The sequence below is a fragment of the Micromonospora sp. WMMD882 genome (assembly GCF_027497255.1).
Taxonomy (GTDB): Bacteria; Actinomycetota; Actinomycetes; order Mycobacteriales; family Micromonosporaceae; genus Micromonospora.
The window spans coordinates 78931-104504 of sequence record NZ_CP114903.1 but is presented as its reverse complement, the minus strand read 5'-3'; the positions used below and the strand labels follow the sequence as shown (position 1 = coordinate 104504).

At 74.7% G+C, this 25574-nt stretch carries 20 protein-coding genes; 10 read left to right on the top strand and 10 right to left on the bottom strand.

The features are described from left to right. Nucleotides 1-65 precede the first annotated feature (65 nt). Nucleotides 66-419 carry an antibiotic biosynthesis monooxygenase family protein gene (locus tag O7606_RS00460; RefSeq protein ID WP_281596986.1) on the top strand — a complete coding sequence of 118 codons (354 nt, stop codon included), beginning with the start codon at nucleotides 66-68 and terminating at the stop codon, nucleotides 417-419. A 491-nt stretch (nucleotides 420-910) separates the two neighbouring features. Here O7606_RS00460 and O7606_RS00455 read toward each other — a convergent pair whose 3' ends face one another. Continuing rightward, nucleotides 911-1147, bottom strand: a complete 237-nt coding sequence (locus O7606_RS00455; protein WP_281596985.1) for a winged helix-turn-helix domain-containing protein — start codon at nucleotides 1145-1147, stop codon at nucleotides 911-913. Nucleotides 1148-1604: 457 nt separating this feature from the next. On the opposite strand from O7606_RS00455, the gene O7606_RS00450 reads away from it, so the two are divergent. Then, nucleotides 1605-2504 carry a TIGR01777 family oxidoreductase gene (locus tag O7606_RS00450; protein WP_281596984.1) on the top strand — a complete coding sequence of 300 codons (900 nt, stop codon included), beginning with the start codon at nucleotides 1605-1607 and terminating at the stop codon, nucleotides 2502-2504. A 36-nt stretch (nucleotides 2505-2540) separates the two neighbouring features. Here O7606_RS00450 and O7606_RS00445 read toward each other — a convergent pair whose 3' ends face one another. Further along, nucleotides 2541-3770: a PHB depolymerase family esterase gene (locus O7606_RS00445; protein WP_281596983.1), complete on the bottom strand. Its 1230-nt coding sequence runs from the start codon at nucleotides 3768-3770 to the stop codon at nucleotides 2541-2543. A gap of 203 nt (nucleotides 3771-3973) precedes the next feature. On the opposite strand from O7606_RS00445, the gene O7606_RS00440 reads away from it, so the two are divergent. Further along, a complete protein-coding gene (locus O7606_RS00440) occupies nucleotides 3974-5800 on the top strand; it encodes a DUF2079 domain-containing protein (protein ID WP_281596982.1) in 1827 nt (608 codons plus the stop codon). A gap of 111 nt (nucleotides 5801-5911) precedes the next feature. Continuing rightward, on the top strand, nucleotides 5912-6553 hold the full coding sequence (lipB, locus tag O7606_RS00435) for a lipoyl(octanoyl) transferase LipB (RefSeq protein ID WP_281599415.1): 642 nt from the start codon (nucleotides 5912-5914) through the stop codon (nucleotides 6551-6553). A gap of 178 nt (nucleotides 6554-6731) precedes the next feature. Here the strand turns inward: lipB and aspS are convergent, their stop codons facing one another. Beyond that, nucleotides 6732-8018: an aspartate--tRNA(Asn) ligase gene (gene aspS, locus O7606_RS00430; RefSeq protein ID WP_281596981.1), complete on the bottom strand. Its 1287-nt coding sequence runs from the start codon at nucleotides 8016-8018 to the stop codon at nucleotides 6732-6734. Between the two features lie 437 nt (nucleotides 8019-8455). Between aspS and lipA the strand changes: the two genes are divergently transcribed. The 3 genes from lipA to O7606_RS00415 all read left to right on the top strand — a co-directional run bounded on the left by lipA (nucleotide 8456) and on the right by O7606_RS00415 (nucleotide 11951). Next, entirely contained in the window at nucleotides 8456-9520 is a 1065-nt protein-coding gene (lipA, locus tag O7606_RS00425; protein WP_281596980.1) for a lipoyl synthase, read from the top strand. Between the two features lie 208 nt (nucleotides 9521-9728). Further along, nucleotides 9729-11195 carry an NAD(P)/FAD-dependent oxidoreductase gene (locus O7606_RS00420; protein WP_281596979.1) on the top strand — a complete coding sequence of 489 codons (1467 nt, stop codon included), beginning with the start codon at nucleotides 9729-9731 and terminating at the stop codon, nucleotides 11193-11195. A 66-nt stretch (nucleotides 11196-11261) separates the two neighbouring features. After that, nucleotides 11262-11951 (top strand): DUF4191 domain-containing protein, encoded by a 690-nt coding sequence (locus tag O7606_RS00415; RefSeq protein ID WP_281596978.1) that lies wholly within the window; start codon nucleotides 11262-11264, stop codon nucleotides 11949-11951. A gap of 20 nt (nucleotides 11952-11971) precedes the next feature. Here the strand turns inward: O7606_RS00415 and O7606_RS00410 are convergent, their stop codons facing one another. Continuing rightward, the gene (locus tag O7606_RS00410; RefSeq protein WP_281596977.1) at nucleotides 11972-12367 is read right to left on the bottom strand and encodes an RDD family protein; all 396 of its coding nucleotides are present in this window, start codon (nucleotides 12365-12367) and stop codon (nucleotides 11972-11974) included. A 271-nt stretch (nucleotides 12368-12638) separates the two neighbouring features. On the opposite strand from O7606_RS00410, the gene glnA reads away from it, so the two are divergent. After that, a complete protein-coding gene (glnA, locus tag O7606_RS00405; RefSeq protein ID WP_281596976.1) occupies nucleotides 12639-14063 on the top strand; it encodes a type I glutamate--ammonia ligase in 1425 nt (474 codons plus the stop codon). A gap of 134 nt (nucleotides 14064-14197) precedes the next feature. On the opposite strand, the gene O7606_RS00400 is transcribed toward glnA, so the two are convergent. From O7606_RS00400 to O7606_RS00375, 6 genes are all read right to left on the bottom strand, one after another. Continuing rightward, entirely contained in the window at nucleotides 14198-15643 is a 1446-nt protein-coding gene (locus O7606_RS00400; RefSeq protein ID WP_281596975.1) for a hypothetical protein, read from the bottom strand. After that, nucleotides 15640-16149 carry a SigE family RNA polymerase sigma factor gene (locus O7606_RS00395; protein ID WP_281596974.1) on the bottom strand — a complete coding sequence of 170 codons (510 nt, stop codon included), beginning with the start codon at nucleotides 16147-16149 and terminating at the stop codon, nucleotides 15640-15642. Before O7606_RS00395 ends, O7606_RS00400 begins: the two co-directional genes overlap by 4 nt. Before the next feature lie 186 nt (nucleotides 16150-16335). Continuing rightward, complete coding sequence (gene mptB, locus O7606_RS00390) at nucleotides 16336-17913, bottom strand: polyprenol phosphomannose-dependent alpha 1,6 mannosyltransferase MptB (protein ID WP_281599413.1); 1578 nt, start codon at nucleotides 17911-17913, stop codon at nucleotides 16336-16338. A 4-nt stretch (nucleotides 17914-17917) separates the two neighbouring features. After that, nucleotides 17918-19591: a hypothetical protein gene (locus O7606_RS00385; protein ID WP_281596973.1), complete on the bottom strand. Its 1674-nt coding sequence runs from the start codon at nucleotides 19589-19591 to the stop codon at nucleotides 17918-17920. Further along, entirely contained in the window at nucleotides 19584-22583 is a 3000-nt protein-coding gene (locus tag O7606_RS00380) for a bifunctional [glutamine synthetase] adenylyltransferase/[glutamine synthetase]-adenylyl-L-tyrosine phosphorylase (protein ID WP_281596972.1), read from the bottom strand. Before O7606_RS00380 ends, O7606_RS00385 begins: the two co-directional genes overlap by 8 nt. A gap of 4 nt (nucleotides 22584-22587) precedes the next feature. After that, the gene (locus O7606_RS00375) at nucleotides 22588-23358 is read right to left on the bottom strand and encodes a type 1 glutamine amidotransferase (RefSeq protein ID WP_281596971.1); all 771 of its coding nucleotides are present in this window, start codon (nucleotides 23356-23358) and stop codon (nucleotides 22588-22590) included. Between the two features lie 243 nt (nucleotides 23359-23601). Here O7606_RS00375 and O7606_RS00370 point away from each other — a divergent pair, with 243 nt between their 5' ends. Together O7606_RS00370 and O7606_RS00365 are read left to right on the top strand one after the other, a co-directional pair. Beyond that, entirely contained in the window at nucleotides 23602-24504 is a 903-nt protein-coding gene (locus O7606_RS00370) for an LD-carboxypeptidase (RefSeq protein ID WP_281599412.1), read from the top strand. 212 nt (nucleotides 24505-24716) lie between these two features. Then, the gene (locus O7606_RS00365; RefSeq protein ID WP_281596970.1) at nucleotides 24717-25184 is read left to right on the top strand and encodes a hypothetical protein; all 468 of its coding nucleotides are present in this window, start codon (nucleotides 24717-24719) and stop codon (nucleotides 25182-25184) included. Nucleotides 25185-25574: the final 390 nt, after the last annotated feature.

The following is a 25574-nucleotide window of genomic DNA, read 5'->3' as shown; positions in this document are numbered from 1 at the left end:
CCCGGGGCGACCAGCTTCTGGATACCGTGCCCACGCCTGGCTTTCCCACCGGCGAAGGGCGAACGATGTCGAGCACCCCGCAGACGCTCATCACCACCGACCCCGACCTGGTCACGTTGATCAACGTGTTCACCGTGGCCCCGGGACGGCAGGCCGACCTGGTCGCGGCGCTCGACCGGACGACCAGAGAGTTCTTCGCCACGCTGCCGGGCTTCCGGTCGGCCAACGTGCACGCCAGCCAGGACGGCACCCGGGTGGTCAACTACGCCCAGTGGACCAGCGCGGCGCATTTCCAGGCCATGCTCCGACTGCCCGAGGCCCGCCCGCGCCTGGCCGAGATCGGCGCGCTGGCCGAGGCCAGCGACCCCCGGCTGTACTCGGTCAGCGCCGTCCACCACGCCGCGGTCGGTGGGCGGTGACGCGCCGACCGGCCGGGATCTGCTGACGTCCTCGCCTGACCAGCCTGGTCACCGACGAGTCGGTGCCCACCTGGCGGCCGGACCGGGCCGCCGGCGCGGGAAGACGGTGTGGTGGGCGCAGCCTGTCGAGCTGCCCCAGATATGGGGCAACGCGCGCCGAGGGCGCCGGGGCCCCGCCGGGTGGATGCCGATCGGGCTGGACCGGACGGCGCGCCAGCAGATCGCGGCCGGCGAGCGCGGGCAGTGGGCGGCACAGCCCGCAGCCGGCAGTGCTGACCGGCAGCGGGCACGGGACAGCCCGGGGCCGGCGGATACGGGTGGGGTTGCGGAAGCAAGTGGCTGCTGCCGGCCACCCGATCAGCCAGGGTCACGCCGGGCGGCCGGTCCCCGAAGGCGTGCCCCATATCTGGGGCAGCTCGACAGGCTACGAACCAGTACACCCCTGCCCGACGACCGCCTCGGCAGGGCGTGTCGTCCGTGGCCGGCCGGAGCTATGCCGACGACACGGGCGGCTTCTCGGTGACGAACACCCCGAGGCCGTGCACGCCCTCCACGAGTCCTTCGGTCTTGAGCACGATCATGGCGTGGTTGACCACACCCGCTGACACACCGTGCTCCTTGCACAGCTGTGCCGTCGACGGCAGTTTGTCGCCGGGGGCGAGTTCTCCGGACGCGATCTGCCCACGGATGTGCTCCGCGAGCTGCGCCCACTTCGGTTTGGCGGGCATGGCGGCTCCCTGGTCTGCTCCGCCATTTGATCACGCCCATCTTCTACCGACAAGTAAGCGGTACTCGGTGGTTGGCCTACCAACAGTACTAAGTTCAAGTTCGCCATGGCCGGCTCTCTGGTCTGCAACTGCGGAGCTGGTCGTCCTGTAGGACGGGCCCGGCCGGCCGCCTCCCCGTCGGTCGGCCGGGCGCACCGCCGTACCCGATGACCGGGAGGATCGATGCCCCGTCCCGACCTGAGCCCGTACCGCTGGCTCCACGACACCGCGCGACCTGGCGCGGCTGGCGGCGCTGGTGTTCGTGCGGCCTGCGCTGGACGCGCTGCCCGGACCGCCGGCTCGCGGTCCCGACCGAGCCGCCGACGCCCGCCCGGCGGCCCCGCAACGGCGGTCACTGGTACCCCACACTCCGCCGGGTGAGCGCATCCGGATCGGGGGCGGTGGGCGAAGATGGGGCATGCGGATCCTCCTGGCCGGCGCGTCCGGCTTCCTGGGCACCCGGCTCGCCGACCGGCTCGCCGCCGACGGGCACCAGCTCACCCGGCTGGTCCGCCGCCCGCCGAAGGGCCCCGACGAGGCGCGATGGAATCCGGGCGCCGGTCAGCTCGACCCGGCCGCGCTGGCGGCGGCCGACGCGGTGGTGAACCTGGCCGGGGCCGGCGTCGGGGACAAACGCTGGACCGACGAGTACAAGGCGCTGATCCGGTCCAGCCGGGTGGACACCACCGGCACCCTGGCCGTCACCATGGCCGGGCTGCCGGCGTCGGACCGGCCGCAGGTGCTGCTGAACGCCTCGGCGATCGGCTGGTACGGCGACACCGGCGACCGGACGGTCACCGAGGAGTCCCCGGCGGGCGAGGGGTTCCTCGCCGACGTGTGCCGGGTGTGGGAGGCGGCGACCCGGCCCGCCGAGGACGCCGGGGTACGGGTGGTCCGGTTGCGCACCGGTCTGCCCCTGCACCGCGACGGCGGGCTGCTCAAGCCGCAACTGCTGCCGTTCAGGCTGGGCGTCGGCGGCAAGCTGGGCAGCGGCCGGCAGTGGGTGCCGTGGATCTCGATGGTGGACTGGCTGGACGCGCTGGTGTTCCTGCTCGACCGGCCGGACGTGGCCGGGCCGGTCAACGTGGTCGGCCCGGCCCCGGTGACGAACGCCGACTTCACGAAGGAGTTCGCCCGGCAGTTGCGTCGTCCGGCGGTCATGCCGATCCCGGCCCTGGCGCTGAAGGTCGCCCTCGGCGGGTTCGCCGCCGAGCCGCTGACCAGTTCCCGGGTCCTGCCCGGGGTGCTCGGTCGGGCCGGTTTCGGCTACCGCCACCCCGACCTGCCGGGCGCCCTGCGCGCCGCGCTGCACGACTGATCCGCCGGGGAAGGATCCCCTCCCCCGGCGGGCCGATCAGCAGCCGATCACCCAGTGGGCGGGGCCGGTCTGCTTGAGGGTGGTGCTGGCGAAGACGTTGTAGAGGCCCATCCGCTGGTTGGAGCCGACCGCGTAGGCGTACCCGAGGGAGTGGTAGGCGCGGCCGGCGGTGACGTGGGCGTAGTTGCTGGCGGTGACGCAGGTGGGGGCGACCGTGGGCGTGGGCGTGCGGGTGGGCGTGGGCGTGGGGCTCGCGGTCACGGTCGGCGTCGGCCCGGGGGTGGTCGAGCCGCCGTTCAGGCCGAACCAGAGGGCGTCGCGGTACGCCGAGCAGATGGTGTCCAGGAAGTACGCCGCCGCAGTGCCGCACTGGTCGGCTCCGCTGCCCGGGTCGACGGGGGTGCCGTGGCCCATGCCGGCGACCCGGTAGACGCGTACCCGGTCGTTGCCGTAGGTCTCCTGGGTGGTGCCGGCGGGCAGGGTGGTGGTGCTGGTGGGGGTCTGCGACACGCCGGCCACGTTGGTCCACTGGTCGCGGGACTCGGTGGCGTTGGCGGTGGCGACGGTGTAGTCGGCGGCCCCGTGCCAGATCGCCACCTTCGGCCGCGCCCCGGCGTAGCCCGGGTACGCGTTGCGGACCAGGTCGCCCCAGGCGGCCGGGGACTTGTCGACGCCCGGGCTCATGCAGGAGAACGCGGTGACCATGCTGGTGGCGCAGCGGTACGGGATGCCGGCGACGATCGACCCGCCGGCGAACACCTCCGGGTACGCGGCCAGCATGGTGGCGGCCATCGCGCCACCGGCGGAGAGCCCGCTGACGTACACCCGGGCGGGGTTCACGCCGTAGTTGGCCTTCGCGTGGTCGACCATCTGCCGGACCGACAGCGCCTCGCCCTGGCCCCGGGCGGTGTCGCCGCTCTCGAACCAGTTGAAGCAGGCGCTGGAGTTGTTGCCGGACTTCTGCTCGGGCAGGATCAGCGCGAACTTCCACTGGTCGGCGTACTTGCGCCAGCCGGAGTTGGTGAAGTAGTCGGTGGCGTTCTGGGCGCAGCCGTGCAGCAGCACCACGGCGGGCGCGTTGCCGGGCAGGCCGTCCGGGCGGTACGCGTACATGCCGAGGTTGCCGGGGTTGGAGCCGAAGCCGCTGACCGGGGTGAGGGTGGCGGCCTGGGCGGGGGTGGCGGCCACGACGGCCGCCGTTACGGCGAGGGCGGCCCCGGCCAGCGCGGCGGCCAGCCGGGTGAGGACGGACGGTGGTCGACGCACGACGGCCTCCACGATTGTGAACTAGGTCACCAGCTTTGCCGCGACGTTACGGCGGGATGTCCGAGTCGTGACATGGGCCGGGTTCACATATTCGCTGCCGTCGACGTGTGGCCCGGACCGCCGCACGCGACCCGGCCGGTCCGACCCGAGCGGCATGGCCGGTCCGGGCGGTTGGCCGGATCCGGATTGGTAACGTCCGCTCCGTGCCGACTTCGCCCTCGCTGGCCGCCGGGCCGCCGCCCGCGCCGTCACCCGCCCGCCGACGGGGACGGCGCCGGGCCGACCTGACGCTGACGCTCGTCGCGTTCGGCCTGGCGATCTGGGTGACCAGCGGCCTCTGGGTGGACCCGAACGGTCGCGCGATCACGGTGAACTCCAGCGACCAGGCGCTGTTCGAGTGGCTGCTGGCCTTCGGCGCGCACGCGCTCACCCACGGCGACAACCCGCTCTTCACGTACCTGCTCAACGTCCCCGACGGGGTCAACCTCGCGGTCAACACCTCGATCACCGTGTACGCGGCGGTCTTCGCCCCGCTGACGTACCTGATCGGACCGCCGGCCACGTTCCTGGTGATCCTCACCCTGAACCTGGCCGCCACCGCGCTGGCCTGGTACTGGCTGCTCTCCCGGCACCTGGTGGACAGTTGGCTGGCCGCCGGGGTCGGCGCGCTGGTGATCGCCTTCTCCCCCGGCATGGTGTCGCACGCCAACGCCCACCTGAACTGGTCCGCCGGCTGGCTCGTGCCGTTGCTGGTGTGGCGGCTGTTCGCGCTGCGCGAGCCGGGACGCTGGCTGCGCAACGGGGTGATCTTCGGGGCGTTGGTCGCGGTGGCGTTCTCGATCGCCGCCGAGGGGCTGTTCTTCACCGCGCTCGCCCTGCTGGTCTTCCTGGCCGTCTGGGCGGCCCACCCGGCGAACCGGGCCACGGTCCGGGCCGCCCTGCCGACCTTCCTGCGCGGCGTCGCGGTCACCGCCGTGGTCGCCGGGGCGCTGCTGGCGTACCCGCTGTGGCTGCACTTCGCCGGGCCGCAACGATTCCACGGCACCGGCTTCGACCCGGTGGTGCACTCCGAGGACCTGGCCGCGTACCCGGCGTTCCCGCGCCGCTCGCTGGCCGGCGAGGCCGGCTTCGGCACCTCGCTGGCCCCGAACCCGACCGAGGAGAACTCGTTCCTCGGCTGGCCGCTGCTGCTGCTCGCGCTGGTCTGCTTCGGCTACCTGTGGCGGCACGCCGGGCCCGCCCGCCGGGGGACCCTCGCCGCGCTCGGGGTCACCGCCGTGGTGTTCACCGTGCTCTCCTGGGGGCCGCAGGCGGTGATCGACGGGGACCGGACCGGCGTCACCCTGCCGTTCGAGTGGATCGGCCGGCTGCCGGTGATCAACGCCGCGCTGCCGGCCCGGTTGGCGCTGGTCGTCGCCCCGGTGATCGGGTTGCTGCTGGCGTACGCCGTGGACCGGTTGCGCGCCGTCCCGCCCCGGTCCGGCCCGGTCCGGGCCGCCTGGATCCTCGGGTACGCGGCGGCGCTGCTGCCGCTGCTGCCCACCCCGCTGCTGACCAGCGCCCGGGAGCCGATCCCCGAGTTCGTCACCTCCGGCGCGTGGCGGGAGCACGTCTCCCCGGGCGGGGTGCTCACCCCGATCCCGCTGACCGTGGACGTCACCCCCGACGGGCAGCGCTGGCAGGCGTACGCGTTGGCCCACCGGCAGGGGGAGTTCGCCCTGCCGGCCGGGTTCTTCCTCGGCCCCGGCGGGCCGGACGGCCGGGGGCGGATCGGCCCGGTGCCGCGCACCTTCGACTCGCTGATGGACCAGGCCGGACGGACCGGGCGGACGCCGATCGTCACCGAGGGCACCCGCGAGCTGGTCCGGGCCGACCTGGCGTACTGGCGGGTCGAGGCGGTGATCCTCGCCGACGAGGTGCACGGCGCGAAGCACGAGATCGACGAGGAGGCGCTGCTGCGTACCGCCACCGAGCTGCTCGGCCCGCCGCAGCGGGTCCGCGACGTGTGGCTCTGGCCGATCTCCCGGTGAGCCGGCTCACCGGTCCGGACCGGTCGGGGCGGGACTACGCTGGACGGCGTGACCACGACGACGCCCAGCCTGAGCTCGGAGCACGCCGACCTGGCCTCCGACCGCCCCGACCTGGCCTCCGACCGCGGCGTTCCGACCCCGGTCCGCGCCGGTCTGGTCGACTACCGGGCCGCCTGGGACGAGCAGCGCCGGCTGCACGAGGCGGTGGTGGCCGGCGGGCGCCCGGACACGGTGCTGCTGCTGGAGCACCCGAGCGTCTACACCGCCGGCAAGCGCACCGAGCCGTGGGACCGCCCGGTGGACGGCACCCCGGTGGTCGACGTGGATCGCGGCGGCAAGATCACCTGGCACGGTCCGGGTCAGCTCGTCGGCTACCCGATCCTGCGCCTGCCGGACCCGGTGGACGTGGTCGCCTACGTCCGCCGCGTCGAGCAGCTCCTGATCGACGTGTGCGCCGAGTTCGGGCTGGCAGCCGACCGGGTCGAGGGGCGCAGCGGCGTCTGGGTGCCCGCCGACGACCGGGGCCCGGCCCGTAAGGTCGCCGCCATCGGCATCCGGGTGTCCCGGGGCGTCACCCAGCACGGCTTCTCGCTCAACTGCGACTGCGACCTGACGCACTTCGACCGGATCGTGCCGTGCGGCATCCGGGACGCCGGCGTCACCTCGCTCAGCGCCGAGCTGGGCCGTCCGGTCACCGTGGCCGACGCCCTCCCGGTGGTCGAGCGCCGTCTGCCCACCCTGCTCGCCACCTGACCCCGCCGCCCGCCGCCCGACCCCACCCGACTCGGCCCCACCCGGCCCGGCTCGGCCCCACCCCACCCGGCTCGGCTCGCCGTTTCACCGATGTAGCGGTGTCGGCGGGTTGGGATGCCCCGGTTTCGGAGAAGTGGAGTCGATCATGGGTCGCGTCCGGCGGACGTCGGGGGGCGGGTCACGGGGTGAGGCGGCGCAGGTCGCGTGGGAACGGCGTGACCTCCCGGACGTTGGCCGCGCCGGTCAGCCGGGCGACCAGACGTTCCAGGCCGATGGCGAAGCCGCCGTGCGGGGGCAGCCCGTGCCGGAAGGCGGCCAGGTAGTCCGCGTACGGCCCGGTCGGCTCGCCCCGGGCGGCCAGCGCGGCCAGGTAGTCGGCGTGCCGGTGCAGCCGCTGCCCGCCGGTGACCAGCTCCACACCCCGCAACAGCAGGTCGAAGCCGTTGGAGTAGGCCGGTCGGGCCGGGTCGGGGTGGGTGTAGAAGGGACGTTTCGCCATCGGGTACCCGGTGACGTACACGAGTTCCGAGCCGTGTTCCCGGCGGGCCCACTCCCCCAGCGCCCGCTCGTGGGCCGGGGCGAGGTCCGGCTCGTCGGCCGGGGCGCCGACGATGGCCAGCGCCTCGGTGAAGTGCACGGCCGGGATCTGCGCCGGCACGGCGGGGACGCTCACGTCGAGGGCGCGCAGCGCCGCCCCGGCCCGTTCGGCGACCGTGCCGAGCAGGTCGGCCAGGGTGTCCCGGAGCACCGCCATCACGTCCCGGTGGTCGGTGACGAAGCCCAGCTCGACGTCGAGGGAGGTGTACTGGGCCAGGTGCCGGGCGGTGTCGTGCGGCTCGGCGCGGAACACCGGCCCCACCTCGTAGACCCGTTCCAGCGCCCCGACCAGGAGCTGCTTGTAGAACTGCGGTGACTGGGCCAGGTAGGCGGGCCGGCCGAAGTAGTCCACGGCGAAGACGTCCGCGCCGCTCTCGGTGGCCGTGCCGACCAGCTTCGGGGTGTGCACCTCGGTGAAACCGCGGGCGTCCAGGGCGGCCCGGAAACCGGCGACCGCCGCCGCCGAGACGCGCAGCGCCGCCGACCGGCGCGGGTGCCGCAGGGCCAGCGGGGCGTGGTCGAGCTGCGTCGGCAGGGTCGCGGTCAGGGTCGGCCGGAAAAGGTCGAACGGGGTCGGTTCGGCGGGCGGGCCGAGTGGTCGTACCGTCGGGTCGGTCAGCTCGACCCCGGCGGGGGCGGACGGGTTCTCGGTGACCGTGCCGACCACCTCGACCACGGTCTCCTCGGTGAGCGCCGCCACGGCCGCGCGGACGCCCGGGTCGGTGACCACCACCTGGGTCAGGCCGGTGGCGTCCCGCACGATCAGGAAGGCCACCGACCGCAGCAGTCGGCGGCGGTGCGCCCAGCCGGCGATCCGGACGGTGTGCCCGAAATGGGCGGACAGTTGGGTGGAAAGGGTGCGTCGCACGGGTGCCTCCTCGTCGGTCGCAACGCGAACCCCCGGGAGGTGTGGGCGAGCGGGTCCTCGCGGTGCCACCACACCTTCGCCCCCGCGTGCGCGGGGGCCTCGTTCGTCGCCTGGTGACCGGGGCCAGCCGGGCGGGGTCTACTCCGGCGCCCGACCGCCGGTGGTCCGGCACCGGGCGCGCCCGTTTCTTCCCGCAGCTCGGGAGGGTCTTCACGGGCCGTCGCCAGACCGCCTCGCAGCAGGGTGACGGCTCTCTGCACTGGCGGGGCGGCGCGCTACTCGGCTCCGTCGTCGCTCGTGGCCGGAACGCTACCGCCGGCCCGACGCCGGCGACACCGCTTTTTCCGGGTACGGGGTGAGTGGGCTCACGCGACTCGTGGGGTGACGGCGGTCGCCGGCCGGCATCGACGGCCGCTGACCGGCGTAGGCTCGGTGACGTGACCAGCGACCACTCCGCGCCGACCACCGCCCGGGCGCCGCGCAGCGCCACCGTCACCGAGGCGCCGCGCAGCGCCGCCGACACCCCGCGCGCCGCGCCCGCGACCCCGCGTGCGGCCACCGCCGCTCCGGAGGGGCGGCGGCTGCTGCGGATCGAGGCGCGCAACGCGGCGACGCCGATCGAGCGCAAACCCCCGTGGATCAAGGTCAAGGCGAAGATGGGCCCGGAGTACACCCAACTGCGCGGGCTGGTCTCGCGGGAGGGGCTGCACACCGTCTGTCAGGAGGCCGGCTGCCCCAACATCTACGAGTGCTGGGAGGACCGCGAGGCCACCTTCCTCATCGGCGGCGACCAGTGCACCCGGCGGTGCGACTTCTGCCAGATCGACACCGGCAAGCCGGCCGAGTTCGACGCCGACGAGCCGCGCCGGGTCGCCGAGTCGGTGGCCGCGATGGGCCTGCGGTACGCGACCGTCACCGGCGTGGCCCGGGACGACCTGCCCGACGGCGGCGCGTGGCTGTACGCGGAGACGGTCCGCCAGATCCACGCCCTGCAGGCCGGTTGCGGGGTGGAGTTGCTGATCCCGGACTTCAACGCGGTGCCGGAGCAGTTGGCCGAGGTGTTCGGCTCGCGGCCGGAGGTGCTCGCGCACAACGTGGAGACGGTGCCCCGCATCTTCAAACGGATCCGCCCGGCGTTCCGCTACGACCGCTCGCTGGACGTGATCCGGCAGGCCCGCGCGGCCGGGCTGGTGACCAAGAGCAACCTGATCCTGGGCATGGGCGAGGAACGCGCCGAGGTGTCGCAGGCGCTGCGTGACCTGCACGAGGCGGGCTGCGAGCTGATCACCATCACCCAGTACCTGCGGCCCACCCCGCGGCACCACCCGGTCGAGCGCTGGGTCAAGCCGGAGGAGTTCGTCGAGTTGAGCGCCGAGGCCGAGGAGATCGGTTTCGCCGGGGTGATGAGCGGGCCGCTGGTGCGCTCGTCGTACCGGGCGGGCCGGCTCTACCGGCAGGCGCTGGACGCCCGCGCGGCCAGCCCGGTGGGCTCCGCGCGCTGATCCACGGCGGCGCTTCGGCGACCGGCTGTCCGCCGCTCGTCGTTCCGTTCCTCTCCACGACCCGGCACGCCTACGCGTGCCGGGTCGTTCACGCTCTGCGACGGGTGGCCGTGTTAGGTTCCCTCCGTCCTTTACCACACAACCCCGTGCCGTCCCACCCTTCGATTCGACGGTTGCGTACAGATGTCGAAGGTGATGAATTAATAACATGGCCACGCCGCCCCACACCGTCGTCATCGGAGCCGGACCTGCCGGGCTCACCGCCGCCTACGAGCTGACCAGGCGAAACGCCCCGGTCGAGGTCTACGAGGCGGACGACGTCGTGGGCGGGATCAGCCGCACCGTCGAGCGGGACGGATGGCGTTTCGACATCGGCGGGCACCGGTTCTTCACCAAGGTGCCCCGGGTCGAGGCGTTCTGGCACGAGATCCTGCCCGACTCCGACTTCCTGCTCCGGCCCCGGATGAGCCGCATCCACTACCGGGGCAAGCTGTTCGACTACCCGCTGCGCGCCGGCAACGCGCTGGGCAACCTGGGCGTCGTCGAGGCGGCGCGCTGCGTCGGCTCGTACGTCTGGACGCGGCTGCGCCCGCCGAAGGACCAGAGCCACTTCGAGGGCTGGGTGGCGGCCCGCTTCGGCAACCGGCTCTACCGGATGTTCTTCAAGACCTACACCGAGAAGGTCTGGGGGATGCCGGCCACCGAGTTGCAGGCCGACTGGGCGGCCCAGCGGATCAAGAACCTGTCGCTGGCCGGGGCGGTCCGCAACGCGCTGCTGCCCAAACGCAACCAGACCGACATCACCAGCCTGATCGAGGAGTTCCAGTACCCGAAGTACGGGCCGGGGATGATGTGGGAACGCTGCGCCGAGCTGGTCGCCAAGGGCGGCGGGGTGGTCACCACGAACACCTGGGCGCGTACGGTGCACCGGGCCGACGGCCGGGCGGTCGCCGTCACCGTCGCCGACCCGGACGGTGAGCGCCGCATCCCCACCGACCACGTGGTGTCCACCATGCCGATCTCGGACCTGGTGCGGGCGATGGACCCGCCGGCCCCGGCGCACGTGCGGGCCGCCGCCGACGCGCTGCGGCACCGCGACTTCCTCACCGTGGCCCTGGTGGTGCCGGCGGAGGCCGGCTTCCCGGACAACTGGATCTACGTGCACACCCCGGGGGTACGGGTCGGCCGGATCCAGAACTTCGGCTCCTGGTCGCCGTACCTGGTGCAGGACGGGTCGACCTGCCTGGGCCTGGAGTACTTCGTCAACGTCGGTGACGACCTGTGGGAGTCGACCGACGCCGACCTGGTCGCCCTGGGCACCGCCGAGCTGGAGCGGCTCGGCCTGGTCCAGCCGGGCGCGGTCCGCAACGGGTACGTGGTCCGGATGCCGAAGGCGTACCCGGTCTACGACGAGGGGTACGAGCAGGCGGTCGACACGATCCGGCGCTGGCTGGCCGAGGCGGCGCCGAACGTGCACCCGGTGGGGCGTAACGGCATGCACCGGTACAACAACCAGGACCACTCGATGATGACCGCGATGCTCGCCGCGGAGAACATCCTCGACGGCGCCGACCACGACGTCTGGGCGGTCAACGTCGAGGAGGAGTACCACGAGGAGAAGGGTTCCGGCCAGCACGGCACCGGCCGGGCCGCGCCGGTGGTGCCCCGCCGCTGACCGCCGCGCCGGCCCCGGCCCGGACGCGGATGATCCGCTGGTACGAGGCCCACTACACTTTGCGCCATGGCGAAGCCCCAGGAGAAGGTCTCGTTCGGCCAGCGGCTGAAGCAGATCGGGATGGTGTTCAAGTTCACCGCCAAGCAGGACCGCTGGTTCGCGCCACTGACCGCCGCGGCCGTGCTCATCCCGCTCGCGCTGACCGTGGTGGCCGTGCTCAACTGGGGCTGGCTCTGGCTGCCGCTGGGCATCCTGCTCACCATGCTGGCCGTGCTGATCGTGCTCAACCTCCGGTCCAACCGGGCGATGATGAACGCCGCCGAGGGGCAGCCCGGCGCGGCGGCCTCGATCATGGAGAACATGCGCGGTGACTGGCGGGTCACCCCGGCGGTCAGCTCCACCACCCAGATGGACATGGTGCACCTGGTGATCGGCCGTCCCGGCGTGATCCTGCTGGCCGAGGGGAACCCGCAGCGGGTCCGGGGGCTGCTCGGCCAGGAGAAGCGGCGGCTGGCCAAGGTGATCGGCACGGCCCCGCTCTACGACTACGTGATCGGCGTCGACGAGGGCGAGCTGCCGATCCGCAAGCTGCGGATGACCCTGATGCGGCTGCCCCGCAACCTCAGCGGCAAGGACGTCAACTCGCTGGACAAGCGACTCAAGGCGCTCACCGCCCGGCCGCAGCTTCCCAAGGGCGCGATTCCCAAGAACATGCGCCCCACCCGGGGCCAGTTCCGCCAGACCCGGGGCCGCTGACCCGCCCGCCGCCGCCCGCCTCAGCGGGGGGCGGCGGTGACGACCGAGCCGACGAGCCGGTCGTGGATCCCCCGCCGGCGCTCGTCCATGATCAGCGCGGGCGCGACCAGGGCCAGCAGCAGCCCGCGCAGCAGCGCCCGGGGCACGCCGATCCGTCCGCCGTCGGCCCAGGCCAGGCAGCGGATCCGGGTGACGTACATGCCCGGGGTCTGCGCGAACAGGCCGATGAAGAAGCCGTACTCGACGATCAGCACCAGGACCGGGGCCCAGCCGTCCCGGACCGGGTCGGCGAAGAAGTTCGACACCAGCAGGCAGAGCACCCAGTCGACGACGAGCGCGCCGAAACGGCGGCCGAGGCTCGGCGGGGTGAAGGCGGGATCGGCGGCCGGCGGCGTCGGCTCGGGTGGCAGGCTCACGGCAGCCAAGGCTAGTCGGGCCGGGACCCGGCGTGCCGGGGGCGGTTGACCGAACGCCCCTGGTCCGGGGCGGGTATCGTCCGAACGAAGCTCAGGGGGCAGCGCGACGGCGCGCGCCTGCCGGTTCCGCTGCCAGGGCCGCCTTCACTCGCGAAAACGGCCGGTCACAGCGGGTCGTAACACGGCAGAAACAGTAAGGACATGGTCGAGCAACCGCCCGGCCATAGCGTCGCCAATCAGCCAGCCACCCGTGGACGTGCCAGGAGGACGTGTGTTCGCCAATCCCGAGGAACTCCTGCGATACCTCAAGAACGAGGACGTGAAGTTCGTCGACGTACGGTTCTGTGACCTGCCCGGCGTGATGCAGCACTTCAACCTGCCGGTCGAGTCCGTGGACGACGACTTCTTCACCGAGGGCCTGGCCTTCGACGGCTCGTCGATCCGGGGCTTCCAGGCGATCCACGAGTCGGACATGCTCCTGCTCCCGGACGTCGCGACCGCCTTCATCGACCCCTTCCGCGTGGAGAAGACCCTCGCGCTGAACTTCTTCATCCACGACCCGTTCACCCGTGAGGCGTACTCCCGGGACCCGCGCAACGTGGCGAAGAAGGCCGAGGCGTACCTCGCCGCCAGCGGCATCGCCGACACCGCCTACTTCGGGGCCGAGGCCGAGTTCTACATCTTCGACTCGATCCGCCACGAGACCTCGGCGCACCAGTCGTTCTACTACATCGACTCGATCGAGGGCGCGTGGAACAGCGGCCGCGAGGAGCCGGGCGGCAACCGCGGTTACAAGACCCCCTACAAGGGCGGCTACTTCCCGGTGCCGCCGGTCGACCACTACGCCGACCTGCGGGACCAGATCGTCCGCCGGCTGATCGACACCGGCTTCACCGTGGAGCGCTCGCACCACGAGGTCGGCACCGCCGGCCAGGCCGAGATCAACTACCGGTTCTCCACCCTGCTGCACGCCGGTGACCAGCTCCAGCTCTTCAAGTACATCGTGAAGAACACCGCCTGGGCCGCCGGCAAGACCGCCACCTTCATGCCCAAGCCGCTGTTCGGCGACAACGGCTCCGGCATGCACACCCACCAGAGTCTCTGGCTGGGCGGCGAGCCGCTGTTCTACGACGAGACCGGCTACGCCGGCCTGTCGGACACCGCCCGCTGGTACATCGGCGGTCTGCTGCACCACGCCCCGTCGCTGCTGGCCTTCACCAACCCGACGGTCAACTCGTACCGCCGGCTGGTGCCGGGCTTCGAGGCCCCGGTCAACCTGGTCTACTCGCAGCGCAACCGCTCCGCCTGCACCCGGATCCCGGTCACCGGCAGCAACCCGAAGGCCAAGCGCGTCGAGTTCCGGGTGCCGGACCCGTCGGCGAACGTCTACCTCGCCTTCTCGGCGATGATGATGGCCGGCCTGGACGGCATCAAGAGCAAGATCGAGCCGCCGGCGCCGATCGACAAGGACCTGTACGACCTGCCGCCGGAGGAGTGGGGCGACGTCAAGCAGGTGCCGGGCTCGCTGCCGGCGGTGCTCGACAAGCTGGAGAGCGACCACGACTACCTGCTGGAGGGTGGGGTCTTCACGCCCGACCTGATCTCCACCTGGATCGACTGGAAGCGGGCCAACGAGGTCGACCCGGTGCGGCTGCGCCCGACCCCGCACGAGTTCGCGATGTACTTCGACTGCTGAGCACCCCAGCGCTGCTGAGCACCTGAGTCTGCCGGGCGTCGGCGCGGCGGGACGACGGGCACGGAGGAACCCCCGGGACTGTTCCCGGGGGTTCCTCCCGTCCCGGGCGACCCCCACCACGGCGGGACGCCGGCTCACCCGCCGGGCAACGGCGGACGCGTCCGTTCCCAGGCCCGGCGCAGTCGACGCCGGCGACGCCACCGCGCCGTCAGGCCGACCCCGGTCAACACCGCGACCAGCAGCCAGACGAACTGCCCCAGCGGCCAGTACAGGGCGAGCAGCCAGCGGCCCGCGCCCTCGGCCCGCGACGGCGCGGGCCCGCCGAAACTGTCCAGCAGGTCGGCCGGCACGGCGACGAACAACGCGCTCGCCGGCAGGTCGACCAACCGGCGCCGGCTGCCGTCGGGCCGGAAGGCCAGCAGCTCGACCCCGCCGACGGACCACCAGCCGGTGTCCGACCAGTTCGGGTCGTCAGCGGCCTTGACCAGCCCCTGCTCCGGTTGGTGCACGGCCACCACCGCGGCGCCGTCGCGCTGCCAGCCGAGCACCCGGGCGGCCAGCCCCCGCGCCGGCGCGAGCCCCGGCCCGTCGGCCGGCCGTCCGGTCCCGACGTCCAGGTACCGGACCCGGAACAGCCGGGCCCGCAGGTCCGCCTCGTCGCAGGCGACGTCGCCCTGGCAGCCGTCCACCGCGAAGACGGCGATCCGCTCGCCGTCCGGCAGCCACGCCCCGGGCCCGACGAGCCGGTCGGCCACGGTGAGATCGGCCAGCCTGCGCAGCGAGTTGGCGGCGACGTCGACGACGTACAGCGTGCTGGCGGTCGCCACCGCCAGCCGCGTCCCGTCCGGCGAGAAGGCCGCGAAGTCGCCCGCCCTCCGCAGACCGGGCACCGCGGGCAGCGGGCGGGCCTGACCTGTCCGCAGGTCGAGCAGCCGCAGCTCGCCGCCCAGCCTCGGCTCGCCCGGCAGCGACGACGAGTAGAGCAGGATGGACCGCCCGTCCGGCGACCAGGCCACCGGCTCGCCGCCGTCGTACTGGGTGACCCGGCCGGTGGACAGGTCCACGACCGCGGTCTGCTCCCGGCCGTCGTCCGGCCAGCGCCCGCCCTCCAACGACGGCAGGTCGGCCAGGAACCGACCGTCCGGGGAGGGCAGCAGGCCGCTCAGGCCGGTGTCGGACTCGCCGACCGTACGGGCCAGCCGGTACCGGCCGTTCTGCCCGACGACCAGGCTGCGGCCCTCGTAGCCCCAGATGTCGCTGCCGCGCAGCTCGCGGTCACCGGCGACGACTATCGCGGCCGGGCCGGGTGGCTGACCGGTGACGGTGCCCTCCCCGGTCACCGGCGCATACACCCGGGACGGCACGACCGCGCGGGGCCCGTCCGCCGGCACGGAGACCGGCCCGCCACCGGGCAGCAGCGCGGCGGTGACCCCGAGCACGACCACCGCCAGCACGACGACGCCGGCGCCGCGGACCCGGCGGCGACGGACCCCGCGCCGCCAGGTGTCCGGGGCGATCCGGGCCGGGCGGGCCTGGTCGGCGATGCGGGTCAACACGTCGGTCAACGGCGAACGGCTCATGACCTCACCTCCAGCAACTCGGCCAGTTCGGGGGCGAGGACGCGCAGGCGGGCCAGCCCGTCGCGGACCTGGCTCTTGACGGTGCCCACCCGGCAGCCGAGGACCGCCGCGGTCTCCACCTCGGTGAGGTCCTCGAAGTAGCGCAGCACCAGGGCCGCCCGCTGCCTCGGGCCGAGGCGGGCCAGCGCCCGCTGCACCGCGACGGTCACCCCCACCTGGTCGGCGCGGTCCGGCGCCGGCGGGTCGACCCCGGCCAACGACACGTGCGTGATCCGCCGCGCCCGCCGCCACCAGGAGACATGCTGGTGGTAGAGGACCCGACGAACGTACGGGTCGGGGTCTCCCTCGGTCACCAGTCGCTGCCATCGCCCGGCGACGCTCAGGAACGTCTGCTGCACCAGGTCCTCCGCCAGATGGTGGTCGCCGGTGAGCAGGTACGCGATCCGGGACAGGGCCACGGTGCGACCCCGCACGTACGCCTCGAACGACCGCCACTCGACATCCACCCACGCCACCTCCCGCCTACCTTCACGCCGGCGACGGCTCCGACGGAGGGGACCGGACTTCCGGGGCCCGACCGGGGCGGGCCACCCGGTCGACCCGCCCAGCCTGGCAGCACCCCGGTCCCGGCCGCGCCGGCCAATTCGGCCCGGGAGGCCCCCGACGCCTCGACGGGATCGTCCTGCGGCGGCTCAGGGTCGCGCGGCAGGCGGTGGCCCCGGACGCGCCCGGGACGCGAGAAGGGGAACCGTCCGCGCCAGCAACCAGAGGACACCGGCGGTCATCAGGAGCGCGCCGGGGGCCTTGCTGAACCGGGCCAGGTTGGTGCCGTCGGGCAGGGTGAGGAAGGACGCCACCGCGCAGGGCAGCAGGAACCAGGTGGTCCGGGTGGCGCAGACCGCCAGCACGGCCAGCGGCCAGACCGCGTACCACGGGTGGAACACCGGAGCCAGGGCCACCGTGGCGGCCAACGCCAGCCCGGCCCCGGTCAGCGCCACCCGGGCCCGGACCCCGGTCGGCCGGGCCGCCTCCGTTCCGGCCGCCCCCGGTCGGACCGTCCCCGGCCCGGCCACCGTCTCCGCCGCCTGCCCGGTCGCCGTCTCCGCCCGCCGGGTCGCGGCGGGTCGGCGCAGGCTGGCGCAGGCCCACAGCCAGAGCGCCACCAGCAGCCCGACCAGCGCCAGCACCGCCACCGCCCGGGCGATCGGCACGGCGTCCGGGTCCCGGCCCAGCAGGCGTCCGGCGTAGTTCACGGTGAAACCGACGGCGGTCGGCGGGGAGGTCCACTGCTGCGAGTCGCCGCTGTGGGCCAACCCGCCGACCCAGCCGAGGCCGAGCCCGGAGACCATCGAGACGCCCAGCAGCGCCCCGGCCGCCCCGCCGGCCACCCAGCCGCCGTCGCGCAGCAGCGCCCGTACCGTGAGGACGCCCGCCACGGCGGCGAGCGCGGCGAACGGCACCGCCACCACGGCGGTGGCCTTCACCGCCACGGCCAGGCCGAGCAGCGCCCCGCCGGCCAGCAGCCGGAGCCGCCGGCCGGGATGCCGGACCACCAGCAGCAGACCGGCCAGCAGCAGGCCGACCATCACCGCGTCGTTGTGCGCACCGGCGACCAGGTGCACCCCGACCAGCGGGCAGGCCAGCACCAGCCAGACCGCCCGCCCCGGCGACGCCCCGACGGCCCGGGCCAGCCCGGGCAGGCAGCCGGCGGCGAGCAGCACCCCGGCCACGGCTACCACCCGCAGCAGCGCGACCGTGCCGACAAGCGAGCCGCCGAGGGCGGCGGCAGCCCCGGCGAGCAGCACGAACACCGGCCCGTACGGGGCGGGGGTGTCCCGCCAGATCGGCGAGATCGCGTCCAGCCAGGGGCAGCCGGCGGCGGCCACCCCACCGGCGTACGGGTCGCCGCCGTCGGCGTACACCCAGCCCTGGCAGGCGTACGAGTAGACGTCGCGGCTGCCCAACGGCACGGTGACCAGCAGCGGCAGCGCCCACAGCGCGACGGTCAGGTACGCCCAGCGGGTCGACCCGACGGCGCGCCGCCCACCCCACCAGGCGGCGACCAGGACGGCGGTGCCGACCAGCCAGGCGGCCAGCAGCAGCGGGCCGTGCCCGCCCCGCCAGATGCTGACCGGGGTGACGGCGGCGGTGAACTCCGGGCGCACCCCGCCCAGCCAGCCGGCCACCGCGAGCAGCGCCGCGCCGGTGAACCCGCCCCAGCGGACCAGCCGGAGCCGCCCCGCGTCGGGCGGGGCGTCGGTCGTCTGCACCACCTCAGCATCCTCTCCGGGGGCGCAACGAGCTGGTCAACAGGTACTCCCCCGCGACGTCGACCCGGACCGTGACGAATCCGTCCGGCCCCCGGGCGAGGCAGCCGCCCGGCCCGTCCAGGCTGAGCCATCTCGACCAACGGACGCGGACCAGCAGGTCACCGGCGTCCGCCGGGGCGGTGAACCGCACGCCGCCGGGGTCGGCGGCGAGCAGTCGGCCGGGCGCGGCGACCAGCGGCGTCGGGTCGGTCACCGCGTACAGCCGCCAGGTGTCGTCGGACCACACCTGCCGCAGGTACGGCAGTCCGCCGGCGACCAGGGCGGCCTCGTCCCGGGCCCACCGGTCGGGGACGCTGTCCGGGGCGACGGCGACGTACCCCACGGCGTTGGCGCGCAGCCAGTCGGCGTACCCGGCGGCGTCCAGCCGGCCGGTGTAGAAGACCGCGTTGCGGTCGGCGTCGACCTGGCGTTCCCAGCCCCGGGCCAGCGGCACGGTCGACGGCAGGTACGCCGACTCCCAGTGGTCACGCAGCGGCACCACCTCGACCCGACCGACCGGGGCCCGCCGGGCCAGCTCGGCGGCGAGCGGCCGGTAGAACGCGGCCGACGACTCGGGCGAGCCGGCCCGGCCCAGGTCGGCGGTCATCACCGGGTTCTGCCACCAGACGGTGGCGGCGAGCAGCGCGGCCAGCCAGCCGGCCGGCAGCGGCGCGTACCCGGCCAGCAGGGGCAGGGCGAACAGCATCGGCAGCCGCAGCGCGTTGGAGCCGATCGGGGTGGGCAGGTGGTAGGCGGCGACCAGCAGCAGCACGGTCAGCGCGGCCCCGACCCGCAGCGTCCGACGCCGCCGGGGCAGGACGGCGAGCGCCAGCACGGCCAGCGCCACGTTGATCCGCATGGACTCGGCGGTGAACGGCTGGTGACCGCCGTTGCCGAACAGCAGCGCCATCGGGGCGAGCGCGACGGCCGGCGCGAGGCAGAGCGTCAGCGCCTCGCCCACCGGCCGGTCGGTCCGCCACCCGCCGGGCAACGGGTGACCGGGGCCGGGGCCACGACGCAGGGCGGCCAGCAGCAGGGCCGTGCCGGCCAGCCCGAGGAACAGCCCGGCGACCGGGCTGGCCCAGGTGGTGAGGGCGGCGAGCAGCCCGGCCAGGACCAGCCGGAGGGGTCGGGCCGGACGCCGCGCGGAGACCGCGACCAGGGCGAGCAGCCCGAGGGCCAGCCCGACGGCGAAGGTGATCCGCCCGCTGGCCAGGTTGCCGACCAGCACCACCGCGCCGAGCAGCCCGGCCAGCAGCGGTCGCCGGGCCCGGTGCCGGACGAACAGCCAGCCCAGCGCCACCGCGCCGACCAGCGCGGCGAGCGCGCCGAGCGGGCGTACCCCGATCAGCGCGCCGAGCCCGGCGGTGAGCAGGCTGTAGCCGTGCTGGTGTACCCCGCCGTACCAGCCGAGGTCGACCGGGGTGAGGCCGTGCCGGGCCACGAAGTCCGCGCGGGCCACCTGGGCGGCCAGGTCGGTGCCCATCGGCGGGGCCAGCAGGAACGCCACCGCCAGCGCCGCCGCCGCGCCGGTGACCAGCGGCAGCGCCGGCCACCGCCGCCGGTCGCCCCGCGCGGCCCGGGCCGGGCCGGCGTCGGCGGCCCCGGCGGTGGCGGGATCCGCCGCGAGGTCAGGCATCGAGGACGTGTTCCATCGCGGTACGGGAGTGTCGGGCGACGTGCAGGTACTCGTTGAGGAACTCCCCCGGGTCGTCCGCGCCGAGCAGGCGCACCACCCCGGCCAGCTCCACCCCGTGCCGGGGCAGTTGGTCGCCGGCCCGGCCCCGGACCAGCGTCAACGCGTTGCGGACCTGCGCGGCCATGGTCCACCCGGCGGCCATCGCGTCGGCGTCGGCCGGGTCGAGCAGGCCGGCGTCCCGGGCCGCCGCCAGCGCCCCGAGGGTACGGGTGCCGCGCAGCTCGGGGGTGTCCCCGGCGTGCCGGAGCTGGAGGAGCTGCACCGCCCACTCGACGTCGGCGAGCCCGCCCCGGCCGAGTTTGGTGTGGGTGGCCGGGTCGGCGCCCCGGGGCAGGCGTTCGGTCTCCACCCGCGCCTTGATCCGCCGGATCTCGACGACCTGTTCCCGGGTGAGCCCGCCGGCCGGGTAGCGGACCGGCTCGATCATCGCCTCGAACTCGGCGCCGAGGTCGGCGTCCCCGCAGACGAACCGGGCCCGCAGCAGCGCCTGCGCCTCCCACACCCGTGACCAGCGGGCGTAGTACTGGGCGTAGGCGGCGAGGCTGCGGACCAGCGGGCCCTGGCGGCCCTCCGGGCGCAGGTCGGCGTCCACGCCGAGCGCCGGGTCGGGGGCGGGCATGCCGAGCAGCCGGCGCAGCTCCTCGGCGACCGCGTGCGCGGCGGCGCTGGCCGTGCTCTCCTCCGCCCCGGGCGGCGGGTCGTAGACGAACAGCACGTCGGCGTCGGAGAGGTAGTTCGACTCGTACCCGCCGAGGCGGCCCATGCCGATCACCGCGAACCGCAGGCCGGGCGGCCCGGGGCGGGCGGCCCGGGCGGTGCGCAGCGCGGCGGTGAGGGTGGCGTCGGTGACCGCCGCGAGGGCCGCGCCGACGGTGGTGACGTCGGTCGGGGTGTCCCGGGCGGCGCGCGGGGCCAGCGAGCCGGCCCGGCTGAGCACGTCCGCGCAGGCGATCCGGACCAGCTCCCGGCGACGCAGCGCGCGCACCGCGTGGGTGGCCTGCACCGGGTCGGTGTGCCGGGCGGCGGCGGCGACGAACCCGTCGCAGAGCACGTCGCGCGGGCGCGCCGCGAGGTCGCTCTCCTCGGCCAGCATGCGCAGCGCCTCCGGCTCCCGGGCGAGCAGGTCGGTGGCGTACCGGGACAGCGACAGCACCCGGGCCAGCCGGCGGGCCACCGGCCCCTCGTCCCGCAGCACCCGCAGGTACCAGGGGGTGCTGCCGAGCTTGTCGGAGACCTGCCGGTAGTTGAGCAGGCCCCGGTCCGGCTCCGGGGCGTCGGCGAAGTCGCTGAGCAGCACCGGCAGCAGGGTGCGCTGGATGGCGGCGGTGCGGCTGACCCCGCCGGTGAGGGCCTGGAGGTGGCGCAGCGCCCCGGCCGGGTCGGCGAACCCGAGGATCTCCAGCCGGTGCCGGGCCGCCTCCGGGGTGAGCCGCAACCCGTCGGCGGGCACCCGGGCGACCGACTCCAGCAGCGGACGGTAGAGCAGTTTGGCGTGCAGTCGCCGTACCTCGGTGGCGTGGGTGACCCACTCGGCGCGGAACGCCTCGACGGCGCTGCGGCCCGGGGTGGCCGTGTAGCCGAGCGACGTGGCCAGCCAGCGCAGCGCGGCCGGGTCGGCGGGCACGGTGTGGGTGCGGCGCAGGCCCTGGAGCTGGAGGCGGTGCTCGACGCCGCGCAGGAAGCGGTACCCGCGCAGCAGCCCCTCGCCGTCGGCCCGGCCGACGTAGCCGCCGGCGACCAGGGCGCGCAGCGCCGGGATGGTGCCCGGCTCACGCAGCGACTCGTCGCCCCGGCCGTGCACCAGTTGCAGCAACTGCACGGCGAACTCGATGTCGCGCAACCCGCCCGGACCGCGCTTGATCTCGCGTTCCTGCTCCTTCGGCGGGATGTTGTCGATGATCTTGCGACGCATGGACCGGACGTCGGAGACCGCCTCCGGCCGCTCGGCCGCCCGCCACAGCAGCGGCGCGAGCTGGTCGATCCACTCCTGCGCCAGGGCCAGGTCACCGGCGGCCGGGCGGGCCTTCAGCAGGGCCTGGAACTCCCAGGTGCGCGCCCACCGCCGGTAGTAGGCGAGGTGGCTGGCCATGGTCCGCACCAGCGGTCCCCGGTTGCCCTCCGGGCGCAACGCGGCGTCCACCGGCCAGGCGACCAGCCCACAGATGTGGATCAGCCGGGTGGCGACCGTGGTGGCGACGGTCAGGTCGGCGTCGTCGTCGGCCACGAAGATCACGTCGACGTCGGAGACGTAGTTCAGCTCGCCGCCGCCGCACTTGCCCATCGCCACCACCGCCAGCCCGGGCGACGGGGCCCCATCGGGCAGCTCGGCCACCGCGATGTCGTAGGCGGCGACCAGGGTGGCGTCGGCCAGCGCCGACAGCGCGGCCATGGTCTGCTCCAGCCCCCGGCCGCCGGTCAGGTCCGCCGCCGCGATCCGCAACAACGCCAGCCGGTACGCCGAGCGCAGCGCCGGGATCGGCTGGCCCGGGCCGAGCGGCCCGAGTCGCCCGTCGGCGGTCGGGGCCAGGCCCCCGGGCGTGGTGGCGAGCACCCGCCACTGGTCCGGGTTCGCCACCAGGTGGTCGCCGAGCGCCGACGAGGCGCCCAGCACGGCCACCACCCGACGCCGCAGCCCCGCGTCGGCGTGCAACGCGTCCAGCAGCGCCGACGGCCCGCCGGCCGCCGTGCGGCCGCTGTCGCGGCGTTCCGCCTCGACGATCCGGTGCAGTTGACGCAGGGCCAGGTCCGGGTCGGCGGCCCGGGACAGCGCGGTGAGCAGCTCGGCGGCCCGCTCGTCGGCCGGTTCCTGCGTCTCGGGCCGCCACAGCGCGAGCCCGTCCGGGCCGAGCAGGTCGGCCGCGCCGACCCCGCCGTCGTCGGTGACGCCGAAGCCGTACCGGGCCAGCCGCTGGGATCTGGTCGATCTGGTCATGCGCTCAGTGCCCGATCAGGGGAAGGGTGGGCCGGGGCGGCGTGGCGACGTCCAGCTCGCCTAGGGCCAGCGCGGCGAACCGGGCGGCGAACGGCTGCCAGACCTCCTCCACGTCGACCATCACCGCGTCGCAGGCCGCCACCACCAGCTCCGGGTCGTACCCCAGCTCGGCCAGGAGCGTCGAGCCGGTCGACCAGTCGGCGATCATCGCGGTGTCGCACTCGATGTGGAACTGCAGACCCCAGGCCCGGTCGCCGAGCCGGAACGCCTGATGCGGGTAACGGGTGGACGCGGCCAGCAGGGTCGCGCCCCGGGGCAGCTCGGTGATCTCGTCGACGTGCCACTGGAGCACGTCGGGGATCAACGGCACGTACCGGAACAGCGGGTCGGCGTCGGCGGCGTCCCGCTTGCCGACCACGCCGGGGCCGACCTCCGGCCCGGACGCGCTGCGGGCCACCTCGCCGGCGTGCGCGGTGGCCAGGAGCTGCGCCCCCAGGCACACGCCGAGGGTCGGCACCCGGTGCCGGACCGCCTTGCGCAGCAACCCCTCGGTGACCGGGAACCAGGGCGCGCCGGGTGTGCCGTCCGCCGCCGGGTAGGCCGACTGCTCGCCGCCGAGCACCACCAGGGCGGCGTACCCGGCCAGGTCGGCCGGCAGGTCGTCACCGGCGTACGGGCGGAGCACGCGCAGCTCCAGCCCGGCCTCGGTCAGCCACTCCCCCAGCCGTCGGGGGTCGTCGGTCGGGTCGTTCTCGATCACCAGCGCGGTTGCCACGCCACCGAGGCTATCGGTTGCCGCCCCGCCCGCCGCCACGGCTGTCGGTCGCCGCCCCGCCCGCCGCCCACTGCTGTCGGTCGCCACCCCGAGCGCGTTGGCGGCTGCCCGCTCGTGCGCAGGGGCGTCTCCTCGACGCCTCGGACACAGCGGGTCCGCTTCCGGACACTAGGCTCGGCCGCTGTGAGCGGAACCCTCGACGACGTGGTCCGGCCGCCCGTGCTGCGCCCGGGCGACACGGTCATGCTGGTCTCCCCGTCCGGCCCGACCCGGCCGGAGCGGGTGGCCCGGGGCGTCGAGCTGCTCACCGGCTGGGGGCTGCGCCCGGTGCCGGCCCCCCACGCGTACGCCCGGCACGGCTACCTGGCCGGCCCGGACGAGCTGCGCGCCGCCGACCTGAACGCCGCCTTCGCCGACCCGCGGGTGCGCGGGATCATCTGCACCCGGGGGGGCTACGGCGCGCAGCGCGTCGTGGACGCGATCGACATGGCCGCCGTCCGCCGGGACCCGAAGGTGGTGGCCGGTTTCTCCGACATCACCGCGCTCCAGCTCGCCCTGTGGCGGGGCGCCCGGTTGGCCGGGGTGCACGGGCCGGGGGCCGCCTGGCGGGACGAACGCACCCCGCTGCGGTCGACGGAGTCGCTGCACGCCGCGCTGATGACCACCGAACCGGTCACCGTGCTCGCCGACGAGGCCGAGGAGACCTACGGCGTACGGGTGCCGGGGCGGGCCACCGGGACGCTGCTCGGCGGGAACCTCTGCCTGCTCGCCGCCTCCGTCGGCACCCCGGACCTGCCCGACCTGACCGGGGCGATCCTGCTGGTCGAGGACGTCCAGGAGCCCCCGTACAAGGTGGACCGGATGTTGACCCAGTTACGCCGTTCCGGAGCGCTGGACGGGATCGCCGGAGTGGCCGTCGGCCAGTTCACCGGCTGCGCCGACGGCTGGTCGACCACGGTCGTCGACGTGCTGCTGGACCGCCTCGGCGACCTCGGCGTGCCCGTCCTCGGCGGCCTTCCCGTCGGCCACGGCCCGGGCCAGCTCACCGTCCCGGTAGGCACCCCCGCCACCCTCGACACCCGTACCGGAGCCCTCACCACCACCCCCGCCGTCCGCCCTTGCCAGGCGGACGCGCCGTTTCGCTGAGGTCGCGGCTTTCCTGCGCTGGAATCCCCCGTTTTCGGGGAAGTCGAGTCGGTCATCGAGCGTGCCATCGGGAGCACTCCGCGAGAGAGAGGTGCGATTTGTCGTTTTCGGGTCGGGATTCCCAGCGGGGTGACAGGCTCGGCACGGGTGAGGTCCAGACTTTCCCGTCACCTTCGTCGAGGACACCCACACCCTGAGCAGCAGGAGGAACGATGGCCAGGAAACATGTGGTCGCCGGGCTCGTGGCGGCCGGCGCCCTCGGGTTGGGACTCGCCGCGCCGGCGGTCGCCTTCGCCGGGGACACCGACCCCGCGCCCCGCCCGAGCGCCAGCCAGGACAAGGCCAGCGAGCGGAAGCAGGCGTTCGCCGAGGCGCTCGCCGAGAAACTCGGCGTGCCTGCCGACAAGGTGGCGACCGCGCTGGAGGAGCTGCGCGAGGAGCACGCCGCCGACCGACCGCACCGTGGCGACTGGCGCACCGGTGACTGGCGCACCGGCGACCGGCCCGGCGGCGACCGGCCCGGCGGCGACGCCACCGACCGGCAGGCCGCGCTGAAGGAGCGGCTGGCCCGGGCCGTCGAGGACGGCAAACTCACCCAGGAACAGGCCGACGCGATCACCGCGGCGGTCGAGGCCGGGGTCTTCCCCGGCGGACACCCGGGCGCCCGCCCCGGACGGTGACCTTGTCCTGGCTGGCGCTCGGGCCGGACGCGCGGGACCCGACCGGCTGACCCGAACAGGTGGGCGGGCCGACCGGCCGACCCGAACAGGTGGGCGGGCCGACCGGCTGACCTGGGCGGGTCGGTCCGGGGCCGGCTTTCTCGCCGTCGTCCCCCTGAGCCGGGCGGGCGGCGGCACGGCGTCTCCGTGGCGTGGCCCGTCGGCGGGTGTCCGGCCACCGCGAGCGACCACCGTGCCCTGAGCGACCACCGTGCCCTGAGCGACCACCGTGCCCTGAGCGACCACCGCGCCGTCGGCGACCACCACCGCACCGCGGGCGACAGGACAGCCGAGCGGGCCGGGGTCGACAAGCCCGTCCCGTACCAGCACAGACAGCGGTCGACGGCCTCT

Bases quoted from the DNA above. Each gene is read 5' to 3' on its own strand.
- O7606_RS00450 (WP_281596984.1), top strand. From the start codon at position 1,605: ATGCGGATCCTCCTGGCCGGCGCGTCCGGCTTCCTGGGCACCCGGCTC.
- O7606_RS00380 (WP_281596972.1), bottom strand. From the start codon at position 22,583: ATGACCAGATCGACCAGATCCCAGCGGCTGGCCCGGTACGGCTTCGGC.
- O7606_RS00400 (WP_281596975.1), bottom strand. From the start codon at position 15,643: ATGAGCCGTTCGCCGTTGACCGACGTGTTGACCCGCATCGCCGACCAG.
- O7606_RS00385 (WP_281596973.1), bottom strand. From the start codon at position 19,591: ATGCCTGACCTCGCGGCGGATCCCGCCACCGCCGGGGCCGCCGACGCC.
- O7606_RS00365 (WP_281596970.1), top strand. From the start codon at position 24,717: ATGGCCAGGAAACATGTGGTCGCCGGGCTCGTGGCGGCCGGCGCCCTC.
- O7606_RS00420 (WP_281596979.1), top strand. From the start codon at position 9,729: ATGGCCACGCCGCCCCACACCGTCGTCATCGGAGCCGGACCTGCCGGG.
- O7606_RS00370 (WP_281599412.1), top strand. From the start codon at position 23,602: ATGCTGGTCTCCCCGTCCGGCCCGACCCGGCCGGAGCGGGTGGCCCGG.
- O7606_RS00415 (WP_281596978.1), top strand. From the start codon at position 11,262: ATGGCGAAGCCCCAGGAGAAGGTCTCGTTCGGCCAGCGGCTGAAGCAG.
- O7606_RS00460 (WP_281596986.1), top strand. From the start codon at position 66: ATGTCGAGCACCCCGCAGACGCTCATCACCACCGACCCCGACCTGGTC.
- O7606_RS00455 (WP_281596985.1), bottom strand. From the start codon at position 1,147: ATGCCCGCCAAACCGAAGTGGGCGCAGCTCGCGGAGCACATCCGTGGG.